Here is a 25995-nt window from a genome sequence, read left to right as displayed (position 1 = left end):
CCGCAGGGACCACGTTAGGAAATCAGATGGCAACAGAGACAGTTGCAAAACCCAAAACCAGTGCGCGGGTGCACGTCCAGAGGTTCGGGACGTTCCTGTCCGGCATGATCATGCCCAACATCGGCGCCTTTATCGCCTGGGGGCTCATCACAGCCCTCTTCATCGAGAAAGGCTGGATCCCCGTTGCGGCACTGGGCGGGTTCGGCACCAACGCGGCGGGCGCGCCCAACGTTGGCCTCGTTGGCCCCATGATCACCTACCTGCTGCCGCTCCTGATCGGCTACACCGGCGGCAAGATGGTCTATGACGTCCGGGGTGGCGTCGTCGGCGCCATCGGCACCATGGGCGTGATCGTGGGCGCAGGCATCCCGATGTTCATCGGCGCCATGATCATGGGCCCGCTTGGTGGCTGGACCATGAAGAAGCTCGACGCGATCTGGCACGGCAAGATCCGCCCGGGCTTCGAGATGCTGGTGAACAACTTCTCCGCCGGAATCTGGGGCGCACTGCTGGCCATGCTGGGCTTCTACGGCATCTCGCCGCTGGTGACGGCGTTCAGCACGGCTGCCGGCAACTTCGTCCAGTTCCTGGTGAACAACGGCCTGCTTCCGCTGACCTCCATCTTCATCGAACCGGCCAAGGTCCTCTTCCTGAACAACGCCATCAACCATGGCGTGCTGACCCCGCTGGGCGTCCAGCAGTCGCTGGAGCAGGGCAAATCCATCCTCTTCCTGCTGGAGGCCAACCCCGGCCCGGGCTTCGGTATCCTGCTGGCCTACATGTTCTTCGGCCGCGGTGCGGCGAAGGCTTCCGCTCCCGGCGCTGCCATCATCCAGTTCCTCGGCGGAATCCATGAGATCTACTTCCCTTACGTCCTCATGCGCCCGCTGCTGATCCTGGCAGCGATCGCCGGCGGCATGACCGGCATCGCCACCCTTGCCGTCACGGGCGCCGGCCTGGTTGCCCCGGCCGCTCCGGGATCCATCTTTGCGGTATTCGCCCAAACTGCCCGTGACAGCTACCTCGGGGTTGCCCTCTCGGTTCTGCTCGCCGCCACGGCGTCCTTCCTGGTCGCCTCGGTGATCCTGCGCACGACGCGCCATAGCGACGAGGACGACCTCAGCGCAGCCACCAGCCGGATGGAGGAGATGAAGGGCAAGAAGAGCTCCGTCGCTTCCACCCTCACCGGGGCAGGCGCCGGTGGCGGAGTGGGCGTCCTGACCGGCCCCATCAAGAACATCGTGTTCGCTTGCGACGCCGGCATGGGCTCCAGCGCCATGGGCGCCTCCGTCCTGCGCAACAAGATCAAGGCTGCCGGGTTCCCGGAAGTCAACGTCACCAACGCGTCCATCGCCAACCTCGGCGACACGTACGACGTCGTGGTCACGCACCAGGACCTTACCGAGCGTGCCAAGCCTGCTACGGCCAGTGCCGTCCACGTCTCCGTGGACAACTTCATGAACAGCCCGCGCTATGACGAGATCGTGGAGCTGGTCCAGCGCAGCAACGCGGAAGAAGCGGGCGCTCCTGCGGCCGGGGCCGCTACTGCGGCAGCAACCACCCCCGAAACCACCGCTGCCCCCGAAACCGGCGCAGCGCCGTCGGACATCCTGGTGCCGGAGAGCGTGGTCCTCCACGGCTCCGCATCCACCCGGGATGCCGCCATCGACGAGGCGGGCCAGCTGCTGCTGGCGCGCGGCGCCGTGGACAACGACTACATCCTCGCGATGCACGAGCGCGAGGAGTCCGTGTCCACGTACATGGGCAGCTTCCTCGCGATCCCGCACGGCACCAACGCCGCGAAGGACCATATCAGGAAGTCGGCCGTCTCGGTGGTCCGCTACCCCGAGGGCATCGACTGGAACGGGAAGCAGGTCAAGTTCGTGGTGGGCGTGGCCGGTGTCAACAACGAGCACCTGCACATCCTGTCCTCGATCGCCAAGGTCTTCACGAACAAGGCGCAGGTGGCGCAGCTTGAGGCGGCGTCAACCGTGGACGAAGTCCTGGAGCTGTTCGGAAAGGTCAACGCATAGTGAAGGCTGTACATTTTGGAGCCGGCAACATCGGCCGGGGGTTCGTAGGACTGCTGCTGCACGATGCCGGGTATGAGGTGGTGTTCGCGGACGTTGCCGACGCCCTGATCACCCAGCTCGCCGCCGCGGACAGCTACAGCGTGCACGAGGTGGGGGAGAACCCCGCCGTCCGCACGGTGGACAACTTCCGGGCGGTCAACTCCGGCACCCAGGAGCCGCAGCTCATCGAGGAAATCGCGACGGCGGACATCGTCACCACCGCGGTGGGGCCGCATATCCTCAAGTTCTTGGCCCCCGCGATCGCCAAGGGAATTGCAGCCCGGGCTCCGGGGCTGCCGCCGCTGCAGGTGATGGCCTGCGAGAACGCCATCAACGCCACGGACATCCTGCGCGAGTCGATCGTGGAGTGCTGGGATGAGGCCGCGGGATCACTGCAGGACACGGCTGTATTCGCCAACACTGCCGTGGACCGGATCGTGCCCAACCAGGAACCGGGCCAGGGCCTGGACGTCACGGTGGAGACGTTCTACGAGTGGGTCATCGACCGGACGCCCTTTGGCGGTGCCGGCCCGGTGATTCCCGGCGCCACCTTCGTGGACGAGCTCGGCCCCTACATCGAGCGCAAGCTGTTCACGGTGAACACGGGGCACGCGTCCGCGGCGTACTTCGGCTTCGAAGCCGGGCTGGAGAAGATCTCCGACGCCATGGCCGACGAGGACGTTGCCGCCGACGTGCGCGCCGTGCTCGACGAGACCAAGCAGCTGCTCGTGTCCAAGCACGGCTTCAGCTACGACGAGCAGGAGGCCTACGTCCAGAAGATCCTGGCCCGCTTCACCAACCCGCACCTGCCGGACACGGTGCACCGCGTAGGGCGCGCGCCGCTGCGCAAGCTCAGCCGGCACGAACGGTTCATCGGCCCGGCTGCGGAACTTGCCGAACGCGGGATTGTCCCCGAGGCACTGCTCGGGGCGATCGCAGCAGCCTTGCGGTTCAACGATCCGGCCGACGCCGAGGCCGTCGAGCTGGGCCAGATCCTGGCGGACTCCGAACCTGCCGCCGCCACGGAGCGCATCACCGGGCTGGCGCAGGACCACCCACTCTTCGCCGCGGTCTGCGGCCTGGTCGAGGAGCGCAAGGCGGAGGACGTCGCCGCCCCGGCGTAGCCTCCCCGCGGCCCTGCTGCACGGCGGACACGACGAAACTGAACACAACGAAACGCATGACGCCGGAACCCAAACTGGGTTCCGGCGTCATGCGTTTATCCGGCTTCATTCAGACGCTTCCTCACGTCCTGCCGCTTTTTTCCCGACGCTGCCTCACGTCCTGCTGCCTTCGCCGCAACGCTTCCGCACTCGGTGCCGGTCAGGCCAGACCTGCCTGCGCCAAGTGAGGAAGGGTTTGAAGAAAACCTGCAGGACGTGATGAAGGGTCACCGAAAAACCTGCAGGATCTGCGGGAGCGTTTGGAAGTCGGGCTTGAGGTGGCTAGCTCGCCTGGGGGCTCACTGCAGCGGCGGCGGCTTGGACGGCCTCGCGCAGCGGCGTTGTGGGGCGGCCGAGCAGGGCGCTCAGGTCACCGCTGGTGACGAGGAGGTCGCCACGCGCGATGCCGAGGTCACTGTCCGCCAGGATAGCCGCGTAGGGCTCCGGCAGCCCGGCTTCCACCAGGACCTGGGTGTACTTCTCCGCCGGCAGATCGTTATACGTCACCGGCGTTCCGGACGCCGCGCTGACTTCCCCGGCCAGCTCACTGAGAGTGAAGGCGTCGTCGCCGCCCAGCTCGTAGACCTTGCCGCCCTGGTCATCCCGGAGCAGGACCGCCGCTGCCGCCGCCGCGTAGTCGGCCCGGGCGGCCGCGCTCACCCGGCCGTCGCCGGCGCTGCCGAGCACGGCGCCATGCTGGACCTGAACCGGGAGCTGGCCTGTGTAGTTCTCCAGGTACCAGCCGTTGCGGAGCAGGACGAAGGGGACGCCGGAGTCCCGGAGGATCCCTTCAGTAGCGATGTGCTCATCGGCCAGCTTCATGGCGGTGGTGTCCGCGTTGGCGACGCTGGTGTAGGCGATTAGTCCAACGTCGGCGTCCCTGGCCGCTTCGATCGCGTTGCGGTGCTGCTCAATGCGCTGGCCCACCTCGCTGCCGGAGACGAGCAGGACCTTGTCCGCGCCGGCGAACGCCTGCCGCAGCGACTCGGGTTGGCTGTAATCGATGGAGCGGACCTGGACGCCGCGCTGGCTGAGGTCCGCGATCCTGTCCACGGTACGGCCTGCGGCCACGATCTGCTCCGCGGGCAGGCCGCTTTCGAGCAGTTCTTCGACGACGAGGCGGCCGAGCTGGCCGGTGGCTCCGGTGATGACGATGGTCATTGTGGTCCTTTCTGGGGTGACTGTCAGTGGTGCCAACCCGGTCCCGTCTGGATTACTTCCCAAAAGAGAGTACGCACTTTCAGGTAAGGTACTGTCATGAAGGTAAGTACCCCAGCCAAGGTCGCCGCGTTTCCCTTCGCCGACGGGATCTTTCCCGCCGGATGCCCCAGCCGGACCGTCCTGGACCATGTCACCAGCAAGTGGGGCGTGCTGCTCCTGGTTGCCCTGTCAGAGGGTCCCCAGCGCTGGAGCGAACTCCGCCGCCGGGCCGAGGGCATCAGCGAGAAAATGCTCGCCCAGACATTGAAGACCCTCGAAGCCGACGGCTTCGTCCGCCGAGAGGCCCAGCCCGTCATTCCTCCTCGCGTGGACTACAGCCTGACCGGCCGCGGGGAGGAATTGGGTGCCCTGCTGCTTCCCCTCGTCGCCTGGGTGGCCGAGCACGCCGAGGCGATCGTGAACCGTCCGGCGAGCTAGGCAGCAGCCCTAGGCGGTGCGTGCCACCGTGTAGTCGAAGGTCCCGGACTCGACTGCCACGAGTCACTGCTAAAGCAGGACGGTGGCGCACCCATTGCATTTAGGCGTCCTAACTATTAGGCTACCTAAGTATGGAAACAAAGAATGCCCCCGCACTGCAGGAGCTTGCGCAGGACTTCCGCGAGGCGCTTCGGCACAGCGTGTACCTGGTCCGGCGCCTCGATGCGGACGGTGAACTGAGCGCCGCCCAGCTGAGCACGCTCAAAATGCTGCTCGAGGACGGCGTCCGGGTGGGCGAGATCGCCAGGAACCTTGGCGTCAGGGTGCCCAGTGCCACCGAGCAGGTCATTAAGCTCGAGCGGGCAGGACTGGCCCGCCGGGAAGCGGACCCGGACGACTCCCGGGCGGTCCGCGTTGTGCTGACCGCCCAAGGCCGTGACGCCGTCGAATCCGCCAACCGGCGCCGGAACGCCGTGATGGCCGGCATTCTCGAATCCCTTACCGATGATGAAAGGCGCTCCCTGGCGGCGGCCCTCCCGGTCATCGAAAAGATCAACAGCACCCTCCATAACTGACAAGCGCTTCAAAACTGGCAAGCGACTCAGAACTGAAACAGCGACACTTAGGAGTTCCTTCCATGGACGGCCAGCTCGCAGACACCCTGCCGGCACCACAATCCACTCTTGAGGCTGAGAAGGCCTCATTCCTCAAGCAGCCCAAAGCGGTCTGGGCCACGGCGCTCGCGGCAGTGTTCGCGTTCATGGGCATCGGCCTGGTGGATCCCATCCTGCCGGCCATCGCCAAGAACCTGGACGCCAGCCCCAGCCAGGTCTCACTGCTTTTCACCAGCTATTTCCTGGTCACCGCGGTGGCCATGCTCCTCACCGGTTTCGTCTCGTCGCGCATCGGCGGAAAGCGCACCCTGCTGGCCGGGCTGGCCGTGATCGTGGTGTTCTCCTCGCTCTCCGGCATGTCCGGCAGCGTCGGCGAACTGGTTGGATTCCGCGCGGGATGGGGGCTCGGCAACGCACTCTTTGTGGCCACCGCGCTCGCCGTCATTGTCGGCGTGGCCAGCGGCGGCGCGGGCACGGCGATCATCCTCTATGAGGCCGCACTGGGTCTGGGCATCTCGCTGGGGCCACTCCTCGGCGCCCTCCTCGGAGGCTGGCAGTGGCGCGCCCCGTTCTTCGGCACGGCCGCGCTGATGGCGGCGGCCTTCATTGCACTCACCGCGCTGCTTCCGAAAACCCCGTTGCCCGCCCGCAAGGTAAGCCTGGCCGATCCGCTGCGGGCCCTGGGCAACAAGGGACTGCGGACGACGGCGGCCAGCGGCCTGTTCTACAACTACGGCTTTTTCACCGTGCTCGCCTTCACCCCGTTTATCCTGGGCATGGACGCGTATGGCATCGGCGGGGTGTTCTTCGGCTGGGGTGTCGCCGTCGCCGTCTTTTCGGTCTTCGTGGCCCCGGCGCTGCAGAACCGTTTCGGCGCCACGAAGGTGCTCCTCGGCACGCTTGGCCTGCTGATGCTGGACCTGGCAGGTTTAGGCCTGGCTGCGGGTCACTCCGTGCCGGCCGTTGTTGCGCTCGTGGTGGCCTCCGGGGCGCTGCTGGGCATCAACAACACCATCTACACCGAGCTGGCGATGGGTGTCTCGGACTCGCCGCGCCCGGTCGCCTCGGCTGGGTACAACTTCGTCCGCTGGATGGGCGGCGCCCTGGCGCCCTTTGCAGCTGCGCAGCTTGGCGAGCACTTCGGGCCGCAGGTGCCGTTCTTCGCCGGCGCGGTGGCAATGATCGTCGCCATGGCTGTGGTGGCCGGCGGGCGGCGCTATCTCGCCGCCCATGAACCGCACGTGGTCTGAGCCGGGAGCCCGTCAATCCCAAGGTGCGCAGAAAACAAAAGACGCCCACGTTCCCGGGACACAGTCCGCAGGGAACATGGGCGTCTTCCGTTTCATGCCGGAGGAGCCAAGAGCCGGTCAGACCTTGACAGACCCCTTCGGAACAAACAGGGTCTCAGCCTGTTCCAGCGACATGCCGTTCGTCTCCGGCACCTTGTACATGACGAAGAAGAACGAGGCTGCCGCGAAGAGTGCGTACATGGCGTACGTCAGCGGCAGCGAGCCTGCGGCCATCACGGGGAAGCTCAGCGTGATGGCAAAGTTGGCGATCCACTGGGCGGCGGCGGCCAGGCCCAGCGCCCGGGCGCGGATCCGGGCCGGGAAGATCTCACCCAGCAGGACCCATACCAGCGGTCCCCAGGATGCTCCGAAGCTGATTACGAACACGTTCGCGGCCACCAGGGCAACGGTGCCCCAGGCGCCGGGGAGCGTGATGTCGGAGCCGGTGCCCGTGGCCGAGGCGAAGGCCAGGGCCATGGCACCGAGGGATACGGCCATACCGATGGAACCGGCCAGCAGAATGGGGCGGCGGCCGATCCTGTCCACGAGGGCGATGGCCACGAGCGTGACCAGGATGTTGGTGATGGACGTGGCCACCGAGATGGTCAGCGAGTCCTTCTCCTGGAAACCCACGGCCTTCCAGAGCGTGGTGGAGTAGTAGAAGATCACGTTGATGCCCACGAACTGCTGCAGGACGGACAGCGTGATGCCGATCCAGACCACGGCCTGCAGCCCGAACGCCTTGCCGCGGAGGGAGCCCTTCCTGCCGGCGAGCTGGTCCTCCTCGATGGCCTCGCGGATTTCGCGCAGGTGGCGGTCGGTGTCCTCATCCGGGGCGATGGAGTCGAAGACCTTACGGGCCAGGTCCTCCTTGCCCTGGACCACCAGGAAGCGCGGGGACTCGGGCAGCGTGAACGCGATGACGCCGTAGAGCACGGCCGGAACGGCGGCGGCCAGGAACATCCAGCGCCAGGCCTCGATGCCCAGCCAGAATGCCTGGTGCGCGCCGCCGGCGGAGGTAGCGAACAGTGCGTCGGACAGCAGGGCGGCGAAGATGCCCGTGGTGATGGCCAGCTGCTGCAGCGATGCGAGCCGGCCGCGGACGTGCCGGGGCGAGATTTCGGAGATGTATGCCGGGGCGATGACCGAGGCCAGGCCGATGCCGAGCCCGCCAACCAGGCGCCAGAAAATGAGGTCCCAGACGCTGAGGCAGAAGCCGGTCCCGATGGCGCTGATGAAGAACAGCAGTGCCCCAAGCTTCATCGCGGGGATGCGGCCGTAGCGGTCCGCCACCTTGCCGGCCAGGTACGCGCCGGCTGCGCAGCCCAGCAATGCTACTGCCACGGCGAAACCGGTGACGGCCTCACTGAGCGCGAATTCGTCCTTCATGGCATCCACGGCGCCGTTGACCACGGAGGAGTCGAAGCCGAACAGGAAGCCGCCCACGGCGCCGGCAAGCGCCAGCCAGATCACCCGCTTGGGGATTTTGGCGGTTGTCTGCTTGTCGGTGGACATGGTTCTCCCTTGGTTCGGGGGTTGGGTGGATGCGGTGCAAACGTCGTCGGCTGCGGAAACCGGCCCTGTCGGCCGGCGCACACGCGCCTAACAGTGTGCCACGTCACCGCCCGCTGATCCACTCCGGGACGGAGGACGACGACGTCGGGCGGTCCCGCCGTCGTCGTCCGTTTGGTGCCGTTTACGGCGGATTTCCGCGGAAAACGAAACGGCAGGCACCCCGGAAGGTGCCTGCCGTAACGCAGGTGCGGAAGTACCGTAAACCGTGCCTAGTGGGCGGCCGCGGGCTCCTTCATCACTGCCTTGGGGTCCGTCAGTTTCTTCTTCGGCAGCGCGAAGCTGATGAGGAAGGCGATGCCGGTGAGGACGGCGGCGGTGAGCATGACCGCGTCGATCGACTGGGCAAAGCCCTCGGTGATGGGCCGGGTGAGCACCGGGTTCGCGGAGTGCAGCCAGCTGGTGTCGTTGAGGGAATCGTTGCTGGCGCCGTTCTTGAAGAAATCATGGAGCTTGGCGTTGGCGGGGTCGGCGGCGACGGCGGGGTCCTGGAGGACCTTCACGTAGTCGGCGTTCTGCATGGCGTCCTTCATGCCGTTGGCGATCTTGTCCGCGGCCAGGCTGAACAGCATGGAAATGAACACCGCAGTGCCCACCGCGCCGCCCATGGAGCGGAAGAACGCGGCGGTGGAGGTGCCCACGCCCATGTCCTTCGAAGGCACCGAGACCTGCATCGCGAGGGTGAGCGGCTGCATGCAGAAGCCCAGGCCCAGACCGAAGAAGACCGCGATCAGACCGGGGACCCAGAGTTCGGTGTCAGCGCCAAGCGACAGACCCATGACGATGGCAGCGGTGGTCAGGATCGCGGTGCCGAGGATCGGGAAAATCCGGAAGGTGCCCGACGACGAGATGGTGCGCCCGGCGGTGATGGAGCCGATCAGGATGCCGATTGTGAAGGTGATCATCATCAGGCCGGCTTCGGTGGGCGTCAGGCCCTTGACCAGCTGCAGGTACATGGGCAACATGGCGATGGCACCGAACATGCCGATGCCGATGATGAAGTTCAGCAGCGAGGACAGCCCGAAGGTGACATTCCGGAAGAGGCGCAGCGGGATGAGCGCGTAGTCGCCGGCGCGGCGCTCGGCCAGCAGGAACGCAACAATGCCGGCCACTCCCAGGCCGTAGCAGATGAAGGAGTTGGCCGAGGTCCAGCCCCAGCTGCGGCCCTGTTCGGCCACGAGCAGCAGCGGCACGATGGCCAGCGTGATGGCGGCGGCGCCCCAGTAGTCGATCTTCTGCTTCACGTGCTTGGCGGGCAGGTGCAGGTAGAGAAACACCACGGCCAGTGCGGCCAGGCCGATGGGCAGGTTGATGAAGAAGACCCAGCGCCAACCGTCGAAGCCAAGGATGCTCTCCGAACCGGCGAAGGCACCGCCCACCACCGGGCCGAGGACCGAGGAGATGCCGAACACGGACATGAAGTAGCCCTGGAACTTGGCCCGGTCCTTGAGCGGGACGATGTCGCCGATGATGGTCAGCGCCAGTGCCAGCAGGCCGCCGGCGCCCATGCCCTGGATGCCGCGGGCGATGGCAAGTTCCGTCATCGAGTGCACTGAGCCCGCATACAGCGAGCCGGCAAGGAAGATGATGATCGCCGCGAGGTAGAGCGGACGGCGGCCGAAGATATCGCTGAGCTTGCCGTACAGCGGCGTGGTGACCGTGGACGTGATGAGGTACGCGGTGGTCGCCCATGCCTGTAGCGAGAGCCCGTCGAGGTCGTTGGCGATGGTGTAGATGGAGGTGGACACGATGGTCTGGTCCAGCGAGGACAGGAACATACCGAGCATCAGCCCCACCATGACGGTGATGGTCTGCCGCTGCGTCAGGGCCTCTCCGGGCGCGGGTCCGGCGGTGGTTTTGGACATGGCTGCTCCAAGGTCAAGAGAAAGGGGATCGCATTTGATAGTTGCTTTCAGTAACTATGTTACTTGCAGCTTTGTTCCCCGGAGCAACGGACATTTTTCCGCGGCTCTTCTCGCGCGTCCCTTAGCGTTCGATGAGGATTCCGTCCGGGTCACACCAGATCCTGGCTCCGGTGCGGATGGTCACGCCGTCGATCAGCAGGTCAACGTCAGTCTCTCCCGCCCCGGCCTTGGCGCTCTTGCGCGGGTTGCTGCCGAGGGCCTTGACGCCGAGGGGGAGTTCGGCGATGGCCTCGCGGTCGCGGATGGCACCGTTAACTACAACGCCGGCCCAGCCGTTCGCCACGGCGCTCGCCGCGATCAGGTCCCCCATCAGTGCTGTCCGCAGGGAACCGCCCCCGTCGACGACGAGCACGGCGCCGTTCCCGGGTGTGGCGAGGACAGTCTTGACGAGGGCGTTGTCCTCCAGGCAGCGCACGGTCCGGACGGGCCCGCTGAAATGTGTGCGGCCGCCCAGGGACTGGAACTGCAGGGAGATGGAGTCCAGCTCGTCGCCGCGCTCATCGTAGAGGTCGGCGGTGTTGACGGCGGCAGTGGTGGCGGGGGCTGAGTGGCTGGCAGGCGAAGCGGTCATTGGTTCTCCTAGGACGGTCTCTTGGCCTCGGACGGAAGCAGCGCGGGGTCACCTATCGCCCGATGTGATGCCCGGATTGGGCCGTAAGCGACTCCGCGTTGCTGTTGATGCCCACGATAGTCTGATTCCATCATCACGATGTTCCAGGGGGAGACCGCTATGAGCCTGTCCGACATACCCGGTGCGGTACCCGACCCCGGCCTGGTGGGTAGCCGGCAGTCCGCCGCGCTCGCCGAACCGGAGCGGAAGGTCACCGCGCGCTGGGTGACCGGTCTGGTCCTCGTCAACGTCGGCATCAACGCCGCCTTCTTCGGGCCCATCAACGTCTTCATTGGCCAGCAGGCCATCAGCATCGATGCACCCAGCAAAGAAGCGATCTATTCGCTCGTCACCAGCTGCGGTGCCGCGGTTTCACTGGTGGCCAATCCACTTTTCGGCGCCCTGTCCGACCGTACGGTCTCCGGCTTCGGCCGGCGTGCCCCGTGGGTCCTGGCAGGGGCCATCCTTGCGACGGCGGCACTGCTGGCGATGTCCGGGACCACGACCGTTGCCTTGATGCTGCTGTTCTGGTGCCTGGTCCAGCTCGGTGCGAACGCCGCTTACGCCGCCATCACGGCGGCCGTTCCGGACCGCGTTCCGGTGCCCCAGCGCGCCACCGTTGGCGGGTTGGCCGCCATGGGCCAGACTGTTGGCATCCTTATCGGCGCCGTCTTTGGTGCGATGGTCTCCGGGAACTACATGGTGGGGTACTGGCTCTGTGCCGCGGCCCTCATACTGTCAGTTTTGCCGTATCTGTTCCACCGGAACGATCCGGTGCTGCCACTGTTCGCACGCCCGCCGTTCCAGCTGAAGGCCTTCGCCCGGGGTTTCTGGATCAGTCCGGCACGGCACCCTGACTTTTCCTGGGCCTGGCTCACACGCTTCCTGATGAACGTGGGCAACCAGCTGACCATCGTGTACCTGCTTTTCTTTCTCCGCGACATCATCGGCCACGAGGACCCGGCCCTGGGCGTGCTCGTCCTTACCGGCATCTACGCGGTCATGGTGATTATCACCGCGGTGCTGGCCGGACCGTGGAGCGACCGCGTAGGCAAGCGCAAGCCCTTCGTGATCGGGTCATCCGTAACCATCGCCATGGCAGGACTCATCCTGGCCTTCTTCCCTGTCTGGCCCGGTGCAGTGGCCGGCGCTGCCGTGCTGGGGATCGGCTTCGGCGCTTACCTGGCTGTGGATTTTGCCCTGCTTACGCAAGTCCTGCCGCAGGCGGCGGACCGCGGCAAGGACATGGGGGTCATCAATGTGGCCGCCTCCCTGCCGCAGGTGTTTGTCCCGCTGCTCGCCTTCCTGTCCGTCCGGTACTTCGGCGGCTATGTCACGCTGTTTTCCGCCGCCGCCGTCATCGGCCTGCTGGGTGCCGTGTTTGTGGTGAAGATCAAGGGCGTCGAGTAACTGCTGGTCGGCCCAAACCTGCCGGGATCGGGAGCGCCTCCTGCAATAGCCCCGGCGGCACGTCAGGCTCCCGGGGAACCCGGAGACCCGTGCCGTATAGTGGAGTGCGAATCGCGGCAGGACCGGGAATGGGGCTCTCCCTGACTGCAGCAGGAATCCCAACCTCCGGACTGATGATGCTTGACTCTACGCCTGATCTTCCGCCCATGGCCGCCCCGCCTACCCTTCCCCGGCAGCAGCGCCGCTATAACCGCATCCTCGAGGTTGCTGCCGGCTTCGCGCGGAAAGGCCTCAAGTCCGTAACCCTCTCCGAGGTTGCCGCCCAGGCCAACGTTCCCCTCGGCACCCTGTACCGCTACTTTCCCTCTGCCACCCATCTGATGCTGGCCCTTTACCGGCATCAGCTCGGTGAGCTCAAGACGGGAACCGGGCAGGGCGCCGTCCGCATCCATGCGCTCGCCGGTGTGGCGATGGAAATCTTCCACATGCGCGTCATGCAGCCCGCCGTGGAACAGTGCCTCAGCCAGGGCGTGTACCTCAAGGACCGGGACACCACCGGCCTGCTGCGGGAGATCGACTCCCTGGCGGAACGTGCCGTCACCTCCGTCTGCGGGGACGCGGCGGTCGCCCGGGTCCTGCTGCTGACACTAACCGGTCTAGTCCAGTCGGTGCGCTGCCGGCGGCTTTCCCTGTTCGAGGCGGAGGAAGAACTTAAGAAGGGCTGCACCCTGCTGATGCCCGCACCCCGGCTGGCGCGGAACACAGCGTAACCGGTCTAGACCGGCAGGTCATAAAAGGCACGAAAAGCGGTGAAATAAGCCACAAGTTAGCTCAAAATCTGCTTTATTCCCTCAATCCGGCCCGATCTGGCACCGGGTGGGCCTTTGTCCTGTCTAACATGGCAGTAGCGGAGTGGCCAGCACCCACCAGCTCCACGGGCTTTCTGACGGGACCCGCCACCCTTGGGCCGTCAGCGGAAGCGCGTTTCTGACCATCTTGAGCCTCGAATGCTTGAGCCATACTGTGCCGTGCGCCCACGGCTAGCAACAGGAGACAACGACGTGTCCACTGAAACTATCGCTCCGAATGACACCAGTGCAGCCGCAGAGCTGACTGACCAGGAAATTTTCGCTGCCCACGAGGGCGGCAAGCTTTCCATCGCCAGCACCGTTCCCCTCGGCAACAAGCGTGACCTCTCCATCGCCTACACGCCGGGCGTTGCCCAGGTCAGCCGGGCCATCCACGCTGACCCGGAGCTCGCCAAGAGCCACACCTGGGCCCAGCGCCTCGTGGCCGTCGTCAGCGACGGCACGGCCGTCCTCGGCCTGGGAAACATCGGCGCCAGCGCCTCGCTGCCCGTCATGGAGGGCAAGTCCGCCCTCTTCAAGGCCTTCGGCGAGCTGGACTCCATCCCGCTGGTCCTCAACACCACCGACGTCGATGAGATCGTGGAGACCCTTGTCCGGCTGCGCCCCAGCTTCGGTGCCGTCAACCTCGAGGACGTCTCCGCTCCGCGCTGCTTCGAGCTGGAAGAAAAGCTCATCGAAGCCCTCGACTGCCCCGTCATGCACGATGACCAGCATGGCACCGCCGTCGTGGTCCTCGCCGCGCTGACCGGAGCCGCCAAGGTCACCGGCCGCGGGCTCGAGGAACTCCGCGTGGTGATCTCCGGCGCCGGTGCCGCAGGCATCGCCATCGCCGAAATCCTTCTCACCGCTGGCATCGATGACGTGGTGCTGCTGGATTCGCGTGGCGTGATCAACTCCGAGCGGGCCGACATCATTGCCGACCCCGCCAGCAAGAAGGCGCAGATGGCGCAGCGCAGCAACCCGCGCGGCATCTCAGGTGGCCCCGGGGAAGCCCTGCTGGGCGCGGACGTCTTCGTCGGCGTTTCCTCCTCCAAGCTGGCCGAGGAGCACCTGAAGCTGATGAACCACAGCTCCATCGTGTTCGCACTGTCCAACCCGGACCCCGAAGTCCTTCCCGAGGTCGCGTCCAAGTACGCCGCGGTGGTGGCCACCGGCCGCAGCGACTTCCCCAACCAGATCAACAACGTCCTGGCGTTCCCCGGCATCTTCCGAGGCGCCCTGGACGCCGGTGCGCGCCGCATCACCCCTGCAATGAAGGTTGCCGCGGCCCGCGCCATTGCCGAACTGGCCGATGACAAGCTGTCCGCGTCCTACATTGTGCCCAGCCCGCTGGACCCGCGCGTTGCCCCGGCCGTCACGGCCGCGGTTGCCGCGGCAGTCGAAGCCGAAGCCAACTAGGGCCGACGCCGGTTTAGGCCGACTGAAGCGCCGGCCGGGAACGGCTGGCTGAAGGCGCAGGGCTATCCGGAGCCCGACGGCGGTGCCTCCCGTGCTGGGGAGGCGCCGCCGTCGTCGTTCCCGGCAAGTCCGCGCTCCGCGGAGCAAAACCCTACGCCGCCCGGACCCTAGACTGGGGGCATGAACGCCCAAACCCTCGTGACCGTCCTCTGCGGCCTGGCTATCCTGGTTGGCGTTGCCGGCACCGTCATCCCCGTCCTGCCGGGCAGTTTCCTGATCGGCCTGAGCCTGTTGGCATGGGCAATCTGGGGCGGTGAGGGTGTGACCGGCTGGGTGGTTTTCGCCGTGGGCATGGTGTTTGTGCTGGCAGGCATGGCGGCCAGCGCCGTCCTCGCCGGCCGAAAACTGAGGGAACACCGGATCCCCAACCGGAGCGTCGCAATCGGCGTTGTACTGGGGATTGCCGGCATGTTCGTCATTCCCGTGGTGGGCCTGTTCGTGGGCTTTGCCGCCGGGCTGCTCCTCAGTGAAGTCCAGCGCACGCGCAACTTCCGGGCAGCGCTGACCTCGAGCTGGGCGGCCCTGAAGGCCACCGGGCTGGGAATGCTCGTGGAGTTCGGCCTGGCCTGCCTCGCGGCCAGCACCTGGGTGGTGGGCGTGTGGGTGGGCGCCGCTTCGGCGTAGTTCCGGGCCGCCGTTAGCATGGAGGAATGAGCGCGGGGCAGTTTCCAGGACCGATCTACCGCGACACGCGCGACCTCACGCCCTTCGGCGGCAGCAGAATCCGCACCCCGGTGCGCGAAATAGCCGAAGGCATGGGCGGGCTCATCCACGGCATGCTCGGGGGAGGGGACTCCCGGCTTAGCGTGGACGGCAGCGTCCCGCGGCTCAAGCTGCTGCCCGGAAAAGCGGCCCGGACCGTGTACGACGCCATCTTCTCCAACGCAGACCCCAACCGGCTCATCGCCGCCGGCCGCGCCTACCCGGGCTGGGCCGGACTCTGCTGCGTGATGGCCGGCCTCCTCGCCTACAAGCAGGGCGGCTACCTGCGGGCCGCGGAGCTCCTGCAGCGCGGGCTTTCCATAAGGAACGACGACGAGGCCAACCAGTTCGCCGCCAGTTACCTCACGCGCGTGGTCACCCGGGTGGAAGTGGCCGAACGCATCGTGGTGCCGGTGCTGTTCAGCGAGGAGTCGGTATTCCTTGCTCTCTCGCATTCCCTCCGCGAGACGGGACAGACCGAGGCGGCTTTTGAAACGCTGGTCAGGCTGCCGCCGTCGCTGCCCACCGCACTGGCGAGGTGCGCACTCGCAGCCGCCCTAGGCAGGGACCAGGAGGTGGTGGTCTGGACGGAAGGCCTGCTGAACGCCGACGACCTCTCCGCTGCACTGCTCCTGGTGCGGGCGCGCTCCCTCCGCCGGCTCGGCGCGTACAGTCAGGCCCAGCAGGCACTCAAGGAAGTCCTGCGGCGGCAGAAGACCAGCATGTCCCTGCGCAACGACGCCCTGACGGACCGTGCCCTGATGCTCCTGGACAACGGACGGAAGTCCCTCAACCCTCGGGACTGGCAGCGCGGCAAGCAGGCCGAGCTCGAAACGTTCGAGGTCATCCGCAAGGACATCGAGGCGCGCAGGGCGTGGGAACAGAAATGGAAGCAGTTCGGGGGCGACTGAGGCGGCGGGCTCTTGTGGGTAGTACAGGGCCGAGATACAACGGACCCATGACTGACGCAATCAGGCAGTGGATGGACAAATACATCGCGGCGTGGACCACGAACGATCCCGAGGATATCGGGGCGCTCTTCACGGAGGAGGCCGTGTACGCCACGCGGCCCTACGATCCTGATCCGTGGCGCGGCCGGGCACAGATCGTGGAGCGGTGGATCGGCTCTGCTGACCAGCCGGGGGACTGGAGGTTCGAATGGTCCCTGCTGGGGTCCGACGGAGACCTCGCGTTCGTGCAGGGCCGCACCACGTACCTTGATGACCGTCCGAGCTACGAGAACCTGTGGGTGGTCCGGCTCGATTCCGACGGGCGCGGGTCGGGCTTCACCGAGTGGTTCATGGAGCGCAAAGTCTGAGCCGGCCGGACCGGCTGCTATACGAACCGGCTCTTGGGCGGACCTGGTTCTATATAAACCGGGCCAGGGCCGGAAGCAGCTGCTCCGAGAGCAGCGCGGCGCCAAGGACCACCATGATGATGCCGCTGGTCAGCGTGACCCTCCGGGCTGCGTTCGGCCGGGACTGCAGCAGTTTCCGCGACAGCAGCGCCACGCAGGTGTACACAAAGGCCGCGAGCAGCACGAAGGTCAGCCCCAGCAAGCCGGACTGCACCGGCACCGGCAGCGGCGCGTCGACGCTGACGAACTGCGGCACGAGGGCCAGGAAGAACAGGAGCCCCTTGGGATTGATGCCGCTGGTCCCCATGCCCTGAAGGAAGGACCGGAACAGGTTCTGCCCCAAATTTCCGACGGCGGTCGCGGCGGTGAAGCTGGCACCCCGCCATGATCTGATGGTGACCGTTCCCAGCCACAGCAGGTAGACGGCGCCGGCCACCGTAATCCAACCCAGCAGGCCCGGCATGCTAGCCAGGACGGCGGCGAGCCCGGCCACCATGAGGAGGGTGTGCAGGACGTATCCGCTGCACAGCCCCGCGATGGCGGGGACGAAACTGCGGCGGCCGAGACCGGCTGTGATGGAGTAGGCCCAGTCCACCCCCGGGGTGCAGGCGAGGGCGGCTGCGACCACGATAAAAGCGAGAAAAAGCTGGGGATTCATGGCGGGCTCCTGCGGGTTTGGCTGTAAGAAAAGCCTAGGCAAAACGGCCCCAGATGTGCTCTCAAATTTCGCGCGGATCGCTGCTGCTGGAGTAAGATTCTTGCGTGATTGACCATGTCGACAGAAGTATTTTGCGCCATCTCAAAGAGGACGGCAGAATGACTGCCACGGCACTGGCCGCCAAGGTGGGGCTGACCGTGGCGCCCTGCCACCGCCGGCTCCGTGACCTCGAGCAGTCCGGCGTGATCCGCGGCTATAAAGCGGACATCGACCCGGCCGCCGTCGGGCTTGGCTTTGAGGCGATTGTGTTCGTAACCCTCCGGCAGGTGGACCGCCCGACCATGGAGATCTTCGAGAACCTGGTGTCGGAGAACCCGAACATCGTGGAGGCGCAGCGGCTGTTCGGTTCCCCGGACTACCTGCTCAAGGTGATCGCGGCGGACCTGCCCTCCTACCAGCGTTTCTATGACAGCGAGCTGACGGTGCTGCCCGGGGTTGAACGGCTGACCTCAACCCTGGTGATGAAGAACCTGAAATCCAACGCAGGCCCGCCCGTCTAGGGAGCCGCCAGGCCCGCCGTCGTGCGCTCCTTAAACCCAGAGCGCGCCTTAAACCCATAGCGCGAACGGACACTTGTGGCCCCGAATCCGACTGGATCCGGGGCCACAAGTGTTCGTTCGCGCTTTACAGAGTCCCGGCTGTCAGCGGGGGTTCAGGATGGACGCCTGGAAGTCCCCCCGGCTGTTGCCCGAGTAGAGCCAGAGCAGTCCGTCCGGTGCGATGGCAATCATGCCCGGACTGCCGGTTCCTGCCAGGCGGCCCACATTTGCTATGGCTTTGTACATGTTCCACGCACTGCCAAGCTGTTTCCGCGGAAGGAAACCGCCCGAGCCGTTCCCCGGATAAAGCCACAGGACGCCATCAGTGGTTCGGGCCATAATGTCGTTCTTCCCATCCCCGGTGAAGTCGTTTGCGGCAGCGATTTGGTTGAAGATGTTCCACCCGAACCCGAGTGACCGGGGAGCCTGGAGGCCTCCGACCCCGTTGCCAGGGTAGAGCCAAAGCCTGCCGTCGGCAGACTGCGCAAACAGGTCGCTCCGGCCGTCTCCGGTGAAGTCGCCGGGCGACAGGAACCGGGTGAATCCCTGCAACGACCTCGCCAGAAGTTTTCTCGGAAGGAGATTGCCTTTTCCGTCGGTGGGGTAGACCCAGAGCACCCCGTCTGCTGCCCTTGCAATCAGGTCAGGACCGCCGGTCCCATCAAAGTTTCCTGCAGTGAAGATCTGGTCGTAAGTCTGCCATCCCGAATTTAGCGGCCTGGCGGGCTGGAAACTCCCGGAACCGTTGCCCGGATGAAGCCACAGCGCGCCTTGCGTTGTTAGGGCGAACACGTCGGCAATGCCGTCACCGGTGGCATCGCCAGCCTCCCACACCAGCCGGAACTTGTCCCAGCCGGTACCTATAGCAATCCGGGTAGCAAAACGGCCTGTTTGATCGCCAGGATATAGGGTCATCGAGCCCGTTGAAGTCGTTACCAAAAGATCCGTTTTCGCGTCCCCGTTGAAGTCATGGCCTCCGATGAGGTCCTTGAATGAGGCCCATCCGCCTCCAAGCCGGGTGGGCGCAAGGAACCCTCCGGTTCCGTTGCCGGGATAGAAGTAGAGCGTTCCGTCCTGGGTGCGGGCCATCAGTCCGCCCTGGTTGCCGCTGAATGCGCTGGCCGGCGCGACTGCCGTAAAGGTGTTCCATCCGGATCCCGCCTGCCTCGTTGTGGGAAAGCCGCCGGCTCCCGTGCCGGGATACAGCCAGAGCGTTCCGTCCGGCTTAATGCCCGCCAGGTCCCTTTTCCCATCGCCCGTCAGGTCCCCGGGTGCAACGATGCGCTTGAATATTTGCCAGCCTGCACCTATGCGGATGCGGGTAAGGAAGCCACCGTTCCCGTTTCCGGGGTAGAGCCACAGGACACCTTCCGAAGTGCGCCCGAGTACGTCCGGCTTTCCGTCTCCTGTGTAGTCGGCGTCCCCAACCACGGTGTTGAAGATGTTCCAGCCACCACCCAGCCGTATTGGCATTCCAATCTTGTTTCCGGCCTGACCGGGGAGGAGCAGCAGGGTGCCATCGGCTTCGCGGGACATGACATCAGCCCGGCCGTCCCCGTTGAAGTCGCCGGCAGAGAACTGGATCTTGGTGTGAAGGGCGAGGTCGGCGTCGATGGTGACAGTGGCAGATGTGGCGCTGACGGCATTGATGGTTACGCGGGTGCCCGCGTGCGTGGTGAAGGTCCGGCCGGCCTGCCAGGTGTAATTGGTGCCGTAGTAGCCCGTGAACGGAACGGTGGACGGCATCAGGATCAGCGAGGACGAGGGGGTGGCTCCGCCGCGCTGGATGACCTTCACTCCCCGGTTCCCTGCCGGTCCGCTGGCCAGGTAGGAGTCGTAGCCAGCCGGCTGCCGCAGCTCCAGGTAGTAGACCTCCCGGCTGACCGGATCGGTGAACTTGACTGCACGGTACGCCAGCCTGGTGTCGCCCCAGGGCTTCAGCGTGTAGCTATGCACCCCGGACACGACGCCGAGGTCGCGGATGTCGGTGGCGGCCCCCAGCCCCCTGGCGTCCCAGAACGGTGAGCTGATCACAGGCATGCTGTAGCTGGACAGCCCCATCAGGTCTGTGCTGTCGCCGTACTCGCGGATGTAGCAGGATGAATCGGTGAACTGGCCCGTGCTCGTGGTGCCGACGTCGGAGACGCCGCTGCTGCACTGCAGGGCATCGGCGTGCATGGACCCAAGGACGTGCCCGAATTCGTGGGCGATCACACTGTTGGTGAAGCCGCTGATCTGCGGCATGATGACCCGGCCGCTGTTGCCGCTACTGCTGTAGCCGGCACCGAGCGCGCCGTAGGAGAGCCTATCGGTGGGGACGAAGATCACCAGCGCCTTGTTGGGGGCATAGGTCCATTTCAGCTCGGTGGTGATCTTGTTGATCATGTCGTAGTAGGAGTCCGTCGACCTGGCCGCTGAAACAAAGCCAACTTTTGTCTGCAACGGGTCCACCGTCATCGAAATGCGGCCGCCGGACATGGCCTTCCAGTAGCTGCTCGTGGCGATGATGGCGCGTTTTGCTGCTTCAATGTCGACGATGCTGCTCCCGGTGTCCGCCAGCTTGACTGTGACGAGCTTGACGGTGAGCGGCGCCGACGCCGTCCCGCCCGCCTCGGTCTGCAAGGCCAGTCCGGAAGGCGGGCCGTCCATCGGCACGCCGGGCGCGGACTCGTACACGTGGTGCTCATGATTCGCCGAGGACTCGACCGGCAGTGAGGTGCCGTTCCCGGCAGGATCCGTGGCTGCGATTGCGGTGGCGGGAAGTGAGACGAGGCCCGCGGCGAAAAGCAGCAAGCCGGTGGCCGACGCGATTGAACGGGAAAAAGAGCGCATTGAGTTCCTTATTGAGACCGACCCCCCCGGCGGAGACCCCGAGTGAACAATGCACCCGCTGCGTGCCCAGCGCTGCGGCAGATGCTGAATCAGGTTACAGTCGCCACCGCAGGACAGCCGCCGGAATATCCGCAGTTTTCCCCAATGATTTCCGCAATATCGGAGCGGCGTTCCGGAGGGGCCGGAATCAGTGCCCTAGGAGGCCCGTGGTCCGGTAGGGAATCACCTCGCGCAGGAACATGCTCGTGGACGTCCGCACGATTCCCGGGCACAGCCGGATCTCCTCGGAAACCCGGTACAGGTCATCAGGGCTTGTGGCCACCACCCGGATCAGCAGGTCCGTGTCGCCGGCCGGGGCGTGGCACTCCAGCACCTCGGGGATCTCGCGCAGCGCGGCGATGGCCTCATTGAGATGGCTCTGGTCCAGTTCGGCGCTGACAGCGGCGGCGACACCCCGGCCCAGGGCCGCGGGCAGCACGCGGCTGCTGTTGGGGCGGAGGGCACCCGACGCCGTCATGCGCTCCAGGCGCGACTGTACAGTGCCGCGCGCCAGGCCCAGCCGCTGGGCCAAGACCATGATGGGGAGCCGAGGATCCTCGTCGAGGGCGGCAAGGATCCGCCGGTCCGTGGCGTCGAGCTGCTGCAATCTGATCACTTCCTGACTGGTTTGCGGGTGCAGGGCTGGTCAGATTGACCGGTCCGTGCCATGCCTGTTGCGCCTACTGTAGGTGTTCTGCTCAGATAGTGGCAACGCAGGCGACGGTTACCCCCGCAGCCAGCAGGCTACAGGCTTCCGGCACACCACCCGGCCCCCTGGACCACGCTTCCCGCAAGGAGCAGCCGCTGATTGACACTTGTTCACGCATTCGTCTTTCCGCAAGAAGTGCCTCGATTTCCGTGACGGAGCCCCGTGCGGGGCAGGCACGCAAGAGCCCCTGAGCCACCGATTCCCGGCCAACGCCCGGAGTGCGCGGTAGCTGAGGGGCTCTTGTGGTGTTCGGCATAGGCTGGAGGGCATGACTCGCGCTGGCCGTTTTGCCCCCAGCCCGTCCGGTGAGCTGCACGTGGGAAACCTCCGGACGGCAATCCTGGCCTGGCTCTTTGCCCGTTCCACCGGACGCCGGTTCCTGCTGCGGGTCGAGGACCTCGACCGCGCACGGGCGGGGGCTGAAGCCGGTCAGCTGCGGGACCTGGCCGCAATCGGAGTGACCTGGGACGGTACGGTGGTGCGCCAGACGGACCGCGAACCGCTGTACACGGCGGCCATCGGAGAGCTGGCGGCGGCCGGGCTGACGTACGAATGCTTCTGCACCCGCCGTGAGATCCAGGAGGCACCGTCCGCGCCGCACGCGCCCCAGGGTGCCTATCCCGGAACGTGCAGGGGACTGTTGGCGGCGGAGCTCGAGTTCAAGCGGTCCACCCGCCCAGCGGCCATCCGGCTGCGTTCCTCCGTGGCCGAATGGACTATCGAGGATGTGCTGCACGGATCGTTCACGGGAGCGGTGGATGACTTTGTCTTGCGCCGGAACGACGGCGTGACCGCTTACAACCTGGCCGTCGTCGTGGATGATGCCGAGCAGGGTATAGACCAGGTGGTCCGGGGTGACGATCTCCTGCCGTCCACGCCCCGGCAGGCATATCTGGCGTCGCTCTTGAATATGCCCACTCCGGAATATGCGCACGTGCCGCTGGTGGTGAATGCCGACGGCGCACGGCTGGCCAAGCGGGACGGCGCGGTCACCCTGGGCGACCTTGCCGCCCTCGGACTCTCCGCAGAAGTCGTGCGACGGACGATTCTGGAGTCTCTGGGTCTGCCGGGCGCGTCCCTGGACGCAGCCCTCCAAGGGTTCTCACCCGCCAGCCTGCCGCGTGAGCCGTGGGTGTGGCCCGGGGCGTAGCGGCTGGCGTTAGGCGGTCTTGGCCCGCTGTTCCAGCTTCTCCAGCGCCGCGTGCAGCAGGTCCGTGCTCCGGCGTTCATCGATAACGATCGAGGCCCCGAGGGCGGCAACAATGATGAGCAGGCAGACAGGAACCGAGACGCCCGCCGCCGCCAGGGCCACGGTTCCGGCGAGTACGCAGACCACTCCGGTGGTGACGGCGATGAGGATGCGGTCGACGCATGTCATGACGCTGAAGAGCGCCGTGAGGGAGACCTTGAACAGCGCCACGGGGACGGCGATGCTGGCGACTGCCACGGCGGCGCTGATGTGTGCGGCATGGTCGATGTAATACGCGGCGACGTGCAGGCCCGCCCCGGTGGCGGCGATCGCGGCGAAAACGGGAATGTGGCCGTAACCGAAGAAGTAGGAACGGTGACGCTGCAGGTGCAGGGCCCTGCCGGCGGGCAGGATGAAGTAGATCCACCACATGCCGAAGGCCAGCGCGGTGCCGCCGAAACCCACCAGGGCGGCATCGAGCGACCAGCCATGATTGGCCACGATGGCCCGGAGTGTCTCGACGGCGCCGATCAGGCATTCGCCGAGCGCGATGATGGCCAGCAGTCCGTAGCGTTCGGCGATGTGGTGGGCGTGCCAGGGAGTGGTTGCGTTCCGCTCGGCCGCATACGGGGTGGCCAGTTCCAGGACGTACAGCGGTGCAATCATCAGGAACGTGGTGAGCACGTCCGCGTGGATGAACAGCACGGCGATCCACCCCAGCTGGACCACTGCCAGGTATCCCGCGTAGCGCAGGCATGTCTTCCTCCGGGCCGGGTCCTGCCGTGCGGCCCGCAGCCACTGCGAGACCAGGGCCAGGCGCATGACGATGTAGCCGGCCACGATGACCGTGTTCTCCACATGCTTTCCCTCCACGAGGGAGTGGAACATGGGCTCGATCCCCATCGTCAGGATCAGGACGCCCACTAGTTGGACCATGGTGACCACCCGGAACACCCAGTCGTCGGTGTCGTAGGCGCTGGCGAACCAGGTGAAGTTGATCCAGGCCCAGATCACGGCAAACATCGCGAAGGAAAAGCCGAGCAGCCCGGCGCCGAAGTGTGCCTCCGCGATCTCATGGGCGAACTGGCTGCCGGCCACCCCGAAGGCGATCACGAAGGTCAGGTCAAAGAAGAGCTCCAGTGGGGTGGCTGTCCGGTGCGGCTGGTGCGGATCCCGGCCGCCCATGCGGGCCACGGCGTGCCGGAGGGGATTTGAGGGCATGGGTCAAACAGTAGCGCGTCTTCGTGCCCGCCAGAGCAGGGCAATGTATGCCAGGTCGAACACGCTGCACAATGCTCCGAGCCCAAGGATCAGGGTTGAGTTTCCGAATCCGCCGTAGACGATGGTGGGGGCAAGGGTGCCGGTCCACTTGGCCACTGCGATCACCAGCGACTGGCCCCGGCCGCTTCCGCGCGAGACGAACATCGCGATGAACAGCCCGGACATCAGCAGGTTCTGTAGGAACGCGGCGTACTTGGTGGCGTCGTCCCAGCCGAATTCCGCCACGAACAGCAGCTGCACCGCGAACGACGTGACGCCCAGCAGGACGGCCCAGGCCAGGAAGAGCGGCCGCGTGACCCAGGGCGCCAGCTCGGCCCGCCCGAACCTGAGGAAGGTGTAGACGATGAGGACGTCCGCCACGCCCCACACGATGTTGAAGACACCCTGCGCCGATATTTCCGTGGCCACGGACCGCGCCGCGTAGATGGCCTCCCAGGCGAAGTTGAGCGCCAGGGCCGCCGCCGGAATGGCGTAGGTGCGCTGCCGGAAGCCCAGCCGGATCGCCTCGACGTACACGACGGTCCAGGCCACTCCGCTGACGATCGTGAGAAACAGGATCACGGCTCTTCCTTCCCGTGGCCATTCCGATGGAAGCGTGCCCAGCTAGACGGTAGCCCACGTCTACGGTGCGGGGAACCGTCGAAATGGCGGCGGGGCAGAGCTACACTCGGCCCAGGGCGTCGATGTCCTCCAGGAACTCCTGGTGCACGTCGTCGCTGACGGTGGTGCGGGTGTCCGCGATGGCGTCGAGGTAGTCCTGGGTGGCGGGACCCTTCCGGACCGCCTCGCGGACGGACACGCCGCCACCGGACGCCAGCCCGCCGTCGTCGTACACTGCTTTTTCCAGCGCCCGCTGGGAGGCGCTGCGGGCGGCAAACTCGATGTCCGCGGGGGAGAAGCCCTCGGTGCGGTCCACGAGCTGCTCCACGTCCACGTTGTCCACCACTGCGGCGGGGATGAAGCGCTGCCACATGGCTTCGCGGGCCTGCCGGTCGGGAAGGCCGATGGGGATCACGTAGTCGAACCGGCCATGCCGCAGGAAGGCGGAGTCGAGCGCGCGGATGAAGTTGGTGGCGCAGACCAGCAGGCGCCCGGGCTGTTCGCGGAAGGCGGGGATGATCTTGAGGAGCTCGTTGGTGACGCCCTGCAGCGGCGACGGCGGTTCGCCGGACCGCTGGGAGGCGATCTCCTCCACTTCGTCGATGAAGACGACGGCGTGCTCGAGCTCCGAGATCTCCAGGAACGTCTCCCGCAGCGCGCCGGCCAGGCCCTTGGGATCGGAGGCAAGCCGGGAGGGGAAGACTTCCACGAACGGCCACTCCAAACGGGAGGCGATCGCCTTGGCGAAGGTGGTCTTGCCGGTGCCGGGCGGCCCGAACAGCACAACGGCCCGCGGCGGCACCACGCCGAATTCGTCGGCGAGGTCGGCCTCGGCCAGCGGCAGGACCAGGCGGCGCTCCAGGAGCTCCTTCTCCCGGCGCATGCCGGCCACGTTTTCCCACAGGTCCCGGGCCAGGATGCGGCCGCCGAGCAGGCCCAGGGGTTCAAGTTCCTGCCGCTGCACGGGGATGGTGCGCTCGAAGTAGCGCAGGTTTTTCTTGAGCACGAAGCCGCGGCTCAGGAAGGCCTCCACCCGGGTTTCCGACTCGGGCATCAGCGCGGAAAGCTTGTTCAGTCCGTGCGGCGCCATCCGGTTTTCGACGGCGGCCAGCAGGGAGGTGCCGATGCCCCGGCCACGGAATTCGGGCAGTGTGGCCAGGAAGACGATCCAGCCCTGGTCATGGGCCGCGCGGCCGACGGCGGCGCCCACCACCTGGTCGCCGAGGACGGCGACCACGGCGTGGTCCTTTTCGCAGGATGCCAGCACTTCGGAGAGCGCGTAGACGGGCTCGACGTTGGTGGCCTTCAGCGATTCCCAGAGGTGCAGGATGCCGTCAAGGTCCGCGGAGTGGAAGTCCCGGATCCGCCAGTTGGTCATGAGGTTGTCTCCCGTGGTTCGACGTTGAGCC

General features: G+C 66.1%; 23 protein-coding genes. 13 read left to right on the top strand and 10 right to left on the bottom strand.

From position 1 onward, the window contains the following. Window positions 1-26 precede the first annotated feature (26 nt). Window positions 27-2033 carry a PTS mannitol transporter subunit IICBA gene (locus QFZ23_RS00400; protein WP_306920000.1) on the top strand — a complete coding sequence of 669 codons (2007 nt, stop codon included), beginning with the start codon at window positions 27-29 and terminating at the stop codon, window positions 2031-2033. Further along, entirely contained in the window at window positions 2033-3196 is a 1164-nt protein-coding gene (locus QFZ23_RS00395; protein ID WP_306919999.1) for a mannitol-1-phosphate 5-dehydrogenase, read from the top strand. Before QFZ23_RS00400 ends, QFZ23_RS00395 begins: the two co-directional genes overlap by 1 nt. 321 nt (window positions 3197-3517) lie before the next feature. Here the strand turns inward: QFZ23_RS00395 and QFZ23_RS00390 are convergent, their stop codons facing one another. Then, window positions 3518-4396 (bottom strand): SDR family oxidoreductase, encoded by an 879-nt coding sequence (locus QFZ23_RS00390; RefSeq protein ID WP_306919998.1) that lies wholly within the window; start codon window positions 4394-4396, stop codon window positions 3518-3520. Between the two features lie 96 nt (window positions 4397-4492). On the opposite strand from QFZ23_RS00390, the gene QFZ23_RS00385 reads away from it, so the two are divergent. The 3 genes from QFZ23_RS00385 to QFZ23_RS00375 all read left to right on the top strand — a co-directional run bounded on the left by QFZ23_RS00385 (window position 4493) and on the right by QFZ23_RS00375 (window position 6737). Then, window positions 4493-4873, top strand: coding sequence for a winged helix-turn-helix transcriptional regulator (locus tag QFZ23_RS00385; RefSeq protein WP_306919997.1), 381 nt, complete (start codon window positions 4493-4495; stop codon window positions 4871-4873). A gap of 131 nt (window positions 4874-5004) precedes the next feature. Further along, the gene (locus QFZ23_RS00380) at window positions 5005-5448 is read left to right on the top strand and encodes a MarR family winged helix-turn-helix transcriptional regulator (RefSeq protein WP_306919996.1); all 444 of its coding nucleotides are present in this window, start codon (window positions 5005-5007) and stop codon (window positions 5446-5448) included. A gap of 62 nt (window positions 5449-5510) precedes the next feature. After that, on the top strand, window positions 5511-6737 hold the full coding sequence (locus QFZ23_RS00375) for an MFS transporter (RefSeq protein ID WP_306919995.1): 1227 nt from the start codon (window positions 5511-5513) through the stop codon (window positions 6735-6737). Between the two features lie 117 nt (window positions 6738-6854). Here QFZ23_RS00375 and QFZ23_RS00370 read toward each other — a convergent pair whose 3' ends face one another. The 3 genes from QFZ23_RS00370 to rraA form a co-directional block, all read right to left on the bottom strand. Then, entirely contained in the window at window positions 6855-8291 is a 1437-nt protein-coding gene (locus QFZ23_RS00370) for a sugar porter family MFS transporter (protein WP_306919994.1), read from the bottom strand. Between the two features lie 269 nt (window positions 8292-8560). Continuing rightward, window positions 8561-10213: an MDR family MFS transporter gene (locus tag QFZ23_RS00365; RefSeq protein WP_306919993.1), complete on the bottom strand. Its 1653-nt coding sequence runs from the start codon at window positions 10211-10213 to the stop codon at window positions 8561-8563. A 121-nt stretch (window positions 10214-10334) separates the two neighbouring features. After that, window positions 10335-10844, bottom strand: a complete 510-nt coding sequence (gene rraA, locus QFZ23_RS00360) for a ribonuclease E activity regulator RraA (RefSeq protein ID WP_306919992.1) — start codon at window positions 10842-10844, stop codon at window positions 10335-10337. Between the two features lie 159 nt (window positions 10845-11003). Here rraA and QFZ23_RS00355 point away from each other — a divergent pair, with 159 nt between their 5' ends. From QFZ23_RS00355 to QFZ23_RS00330, 6 genes are all read left to right on the top strand, one after another. Further along, window positions 11004-12293, top strand: a complete 1290-nt coding sequence (locus tag QFZ23_RS00355) for an MFS transporter (RefSeq protein WP_306919991.1) — start codon at window positions 11004-11006, stop codon at window positions 12291-12293. A gap of 206 nt (window positions 12294-12499) precedes the next feature. Continuing rightward, window positions 12500-13063, top strand: a complete 564-nt coding sequence (locus QFZ23_RS00350; protein WP_373427830.1) for a TetR/AcrR family transcriptional regulator — start codon at window positions 12500-12502, stop codon at window positions 13061-13063. Between the two features lie 291 nt (window positions 13064-13354). Next, entirely contained in the window at window positions 13355-14560 is a 1206-nt protein-coding gene (locus QFZ23_RS00345) for an NAD(P)-dependent malic enzyme (RefSeq protein WP_306919990.1), read from the top strand. Window positions 14561-14740: 180 nt separating this feature from the next. Beyond that, the gene (locus QFZ23_RS00340) at window positions 14741-15244 is read left to right on the top strand and encodes a DUF456 domain-containing protein (protein ID WP_306919989.1); all 504 of its coding nucleotides are present in this window, start codon (window positions 14741-14743) and stop codon (window positions 15242-15244) included. A 26-nt stretch (window positions 15245-15270) separates the two neighbouring features. Next, window positions 15271-16233 (top strand): hypothetical protein, encoded by a 963-nt coding sequence (locus QFZ23_RS00335; RefSeq protein ID WP_306919988.1) that lies wholly within the window; start codon window positions 15271-15273, stop codon window positions 16231-16233. Window positions 16234-16280: 47 nt separating this feature from the next. Further along, a complete protein-coding gene (locus QFZ23_RS00330) occupies window positions 16281-16640 on the top strand; it encodes a YybH family protein (protein WP_306919987.1) in 360 nt (119 codons plus the stop codon). A gap of 49 nt (window positions 16641-16689) precedes the next feature. Here the strand turns inward: QFZ23_RS00330 and QFZ23_RS00325 are convergent, their stop codons facing one another. After that, on the bottom strand, window positions 16690-17337 hold the full coding sequence (locus QFZ23_RS00325) for a LysE family translocator (RefSeq protein ID WP_306919986.1): 648 nt from the start codon (window positions 17335-17337) through the stop codon (window positions 16690-16692). Between the two features lie 104 nt (window positions 17338-17441). Between QFZ23_RS00325 and QFZ23_RS00320 the strand changes: the two genes are divergently transcribed. Then, window positions 17442-17897 (top strand): Lrp/AsnC family transcriptional regulator, encoded by a 456-nt coding sequence (locus QFZ23_RS00320; protein ID WP_306919985.1) that lies wholly within the window; start codon window positions 17442-17444, stop codon window positions 17895-17897. A gap of 141 nt (window positions 17898-18038) precedes the next feature. Here QFZ23_RS00320 and QFZ23_RS00315 read toward each other — a convergent pair whose 3' ends face one another. Both QFZ23_RS00315 and QFZ23_RS00310 read right to left on the bottom strand, forming a co-directional pair. Continuing rightward, window positions 18039-20768, bottom strand: coding sequence for an FG-GAP-like repeat-containing protein (locus QFZ23_RS00315; protein WP_306919984.1), 2730 nt, complete (start codon window positions 20766-20768; stop codon window positions 18039-18041). Window positions 20769-20955: 187 nt separating this feature from the next. After that, on the bottom strand, window positions 20956-21414 hold the full coding sequence (locus tag QFZ23_RS00310) for an Lrp/AsnC family transcriptional regulator (RefSeq protein ID WP_306926580.1): 459 nt from the start codon (window positions 21412-21414) through the stop codon (window positions 20956-20958). A 370-nt stretch (window positions 21415-21784) separates the two neighbouring features. On the opposite strand from QFZ23_RS00310, the gene gluQRS reads away from it, so the two are divergent. After that, window positions 21785-22666, top strand: coding sequence for a tRNA glutamyl-Q(34) synthetase GluQRS (gluQRS, locus tag QFZ23_RS00305; RefSeq protein WP_306919983.1), 882 nt, complete (start codon window positions 21785-21787; stop codon window positions 22664-22666). 9 nt (window positions 22667-22675) lie between these two features. On the opposite strand, the gene QFZ23_RS00300 is transcribed toward gluQRS, so the two are convergent. The 3 genes from QFZ23_RS00300 to QFZ23_RS00290 are packed head-to-tail and all read right to left on the bottom strand — an operon-like array spanning window position 22676 to window position 25964. Continuing rightward, window positions 22676-23926, bottom strand: coding sequence for a low temperature requirement protein A (locus tag QFZ23_RS00300; RefSeq protein ID WP_306919982.1), 1251 nt, complete (start codon window positions 23924-23926; stop codon window positions 22676-22678). Between the two features lie 3 nt (window positions 23927-23929). Continuing rightward, the gene (locus QFZ23_RS00295; RefSeq protein ID WP_444861249.1) at window positions 23930-24589 is read right to left on the bottom strand and encodes a transmembrane-type terpene cyclase; all 660 of its coding nucleotides are present in this window, start codon (window positions 24587-24589) and stop codon (window positions 23930-23932) included. 58 nt (window positions 24590-24647) lie between these two features. Next, the gene (locus tag QFZ23_RS00290) at window positions 24648-25964 is read right to left on the bottom strand and encodes an ATP-binding protein (RefSeq protein WP_306919980.1); all 1317 of its coding nucleotides are present in this window, start codon (window positions 25962-25964) and stop codon (window positions 24648-24650) included. Window positions 25965-25995 lie beyond the last annotated feature (31 nt).

Origin of the sequence: Arthrobacter globiformis (genome assembly GCF_030818015.1) — a bacterium.
Classification (GTDB): Bacteria; Actinomycetota; Actinomycetes; order Actinomycetales; family Micrococcaceae; genus Arthrobacter; species Arthrobacter globiformis_C.
This window is presented reverse-complemented; position numbering and strand designations above follow the sequence as displayed.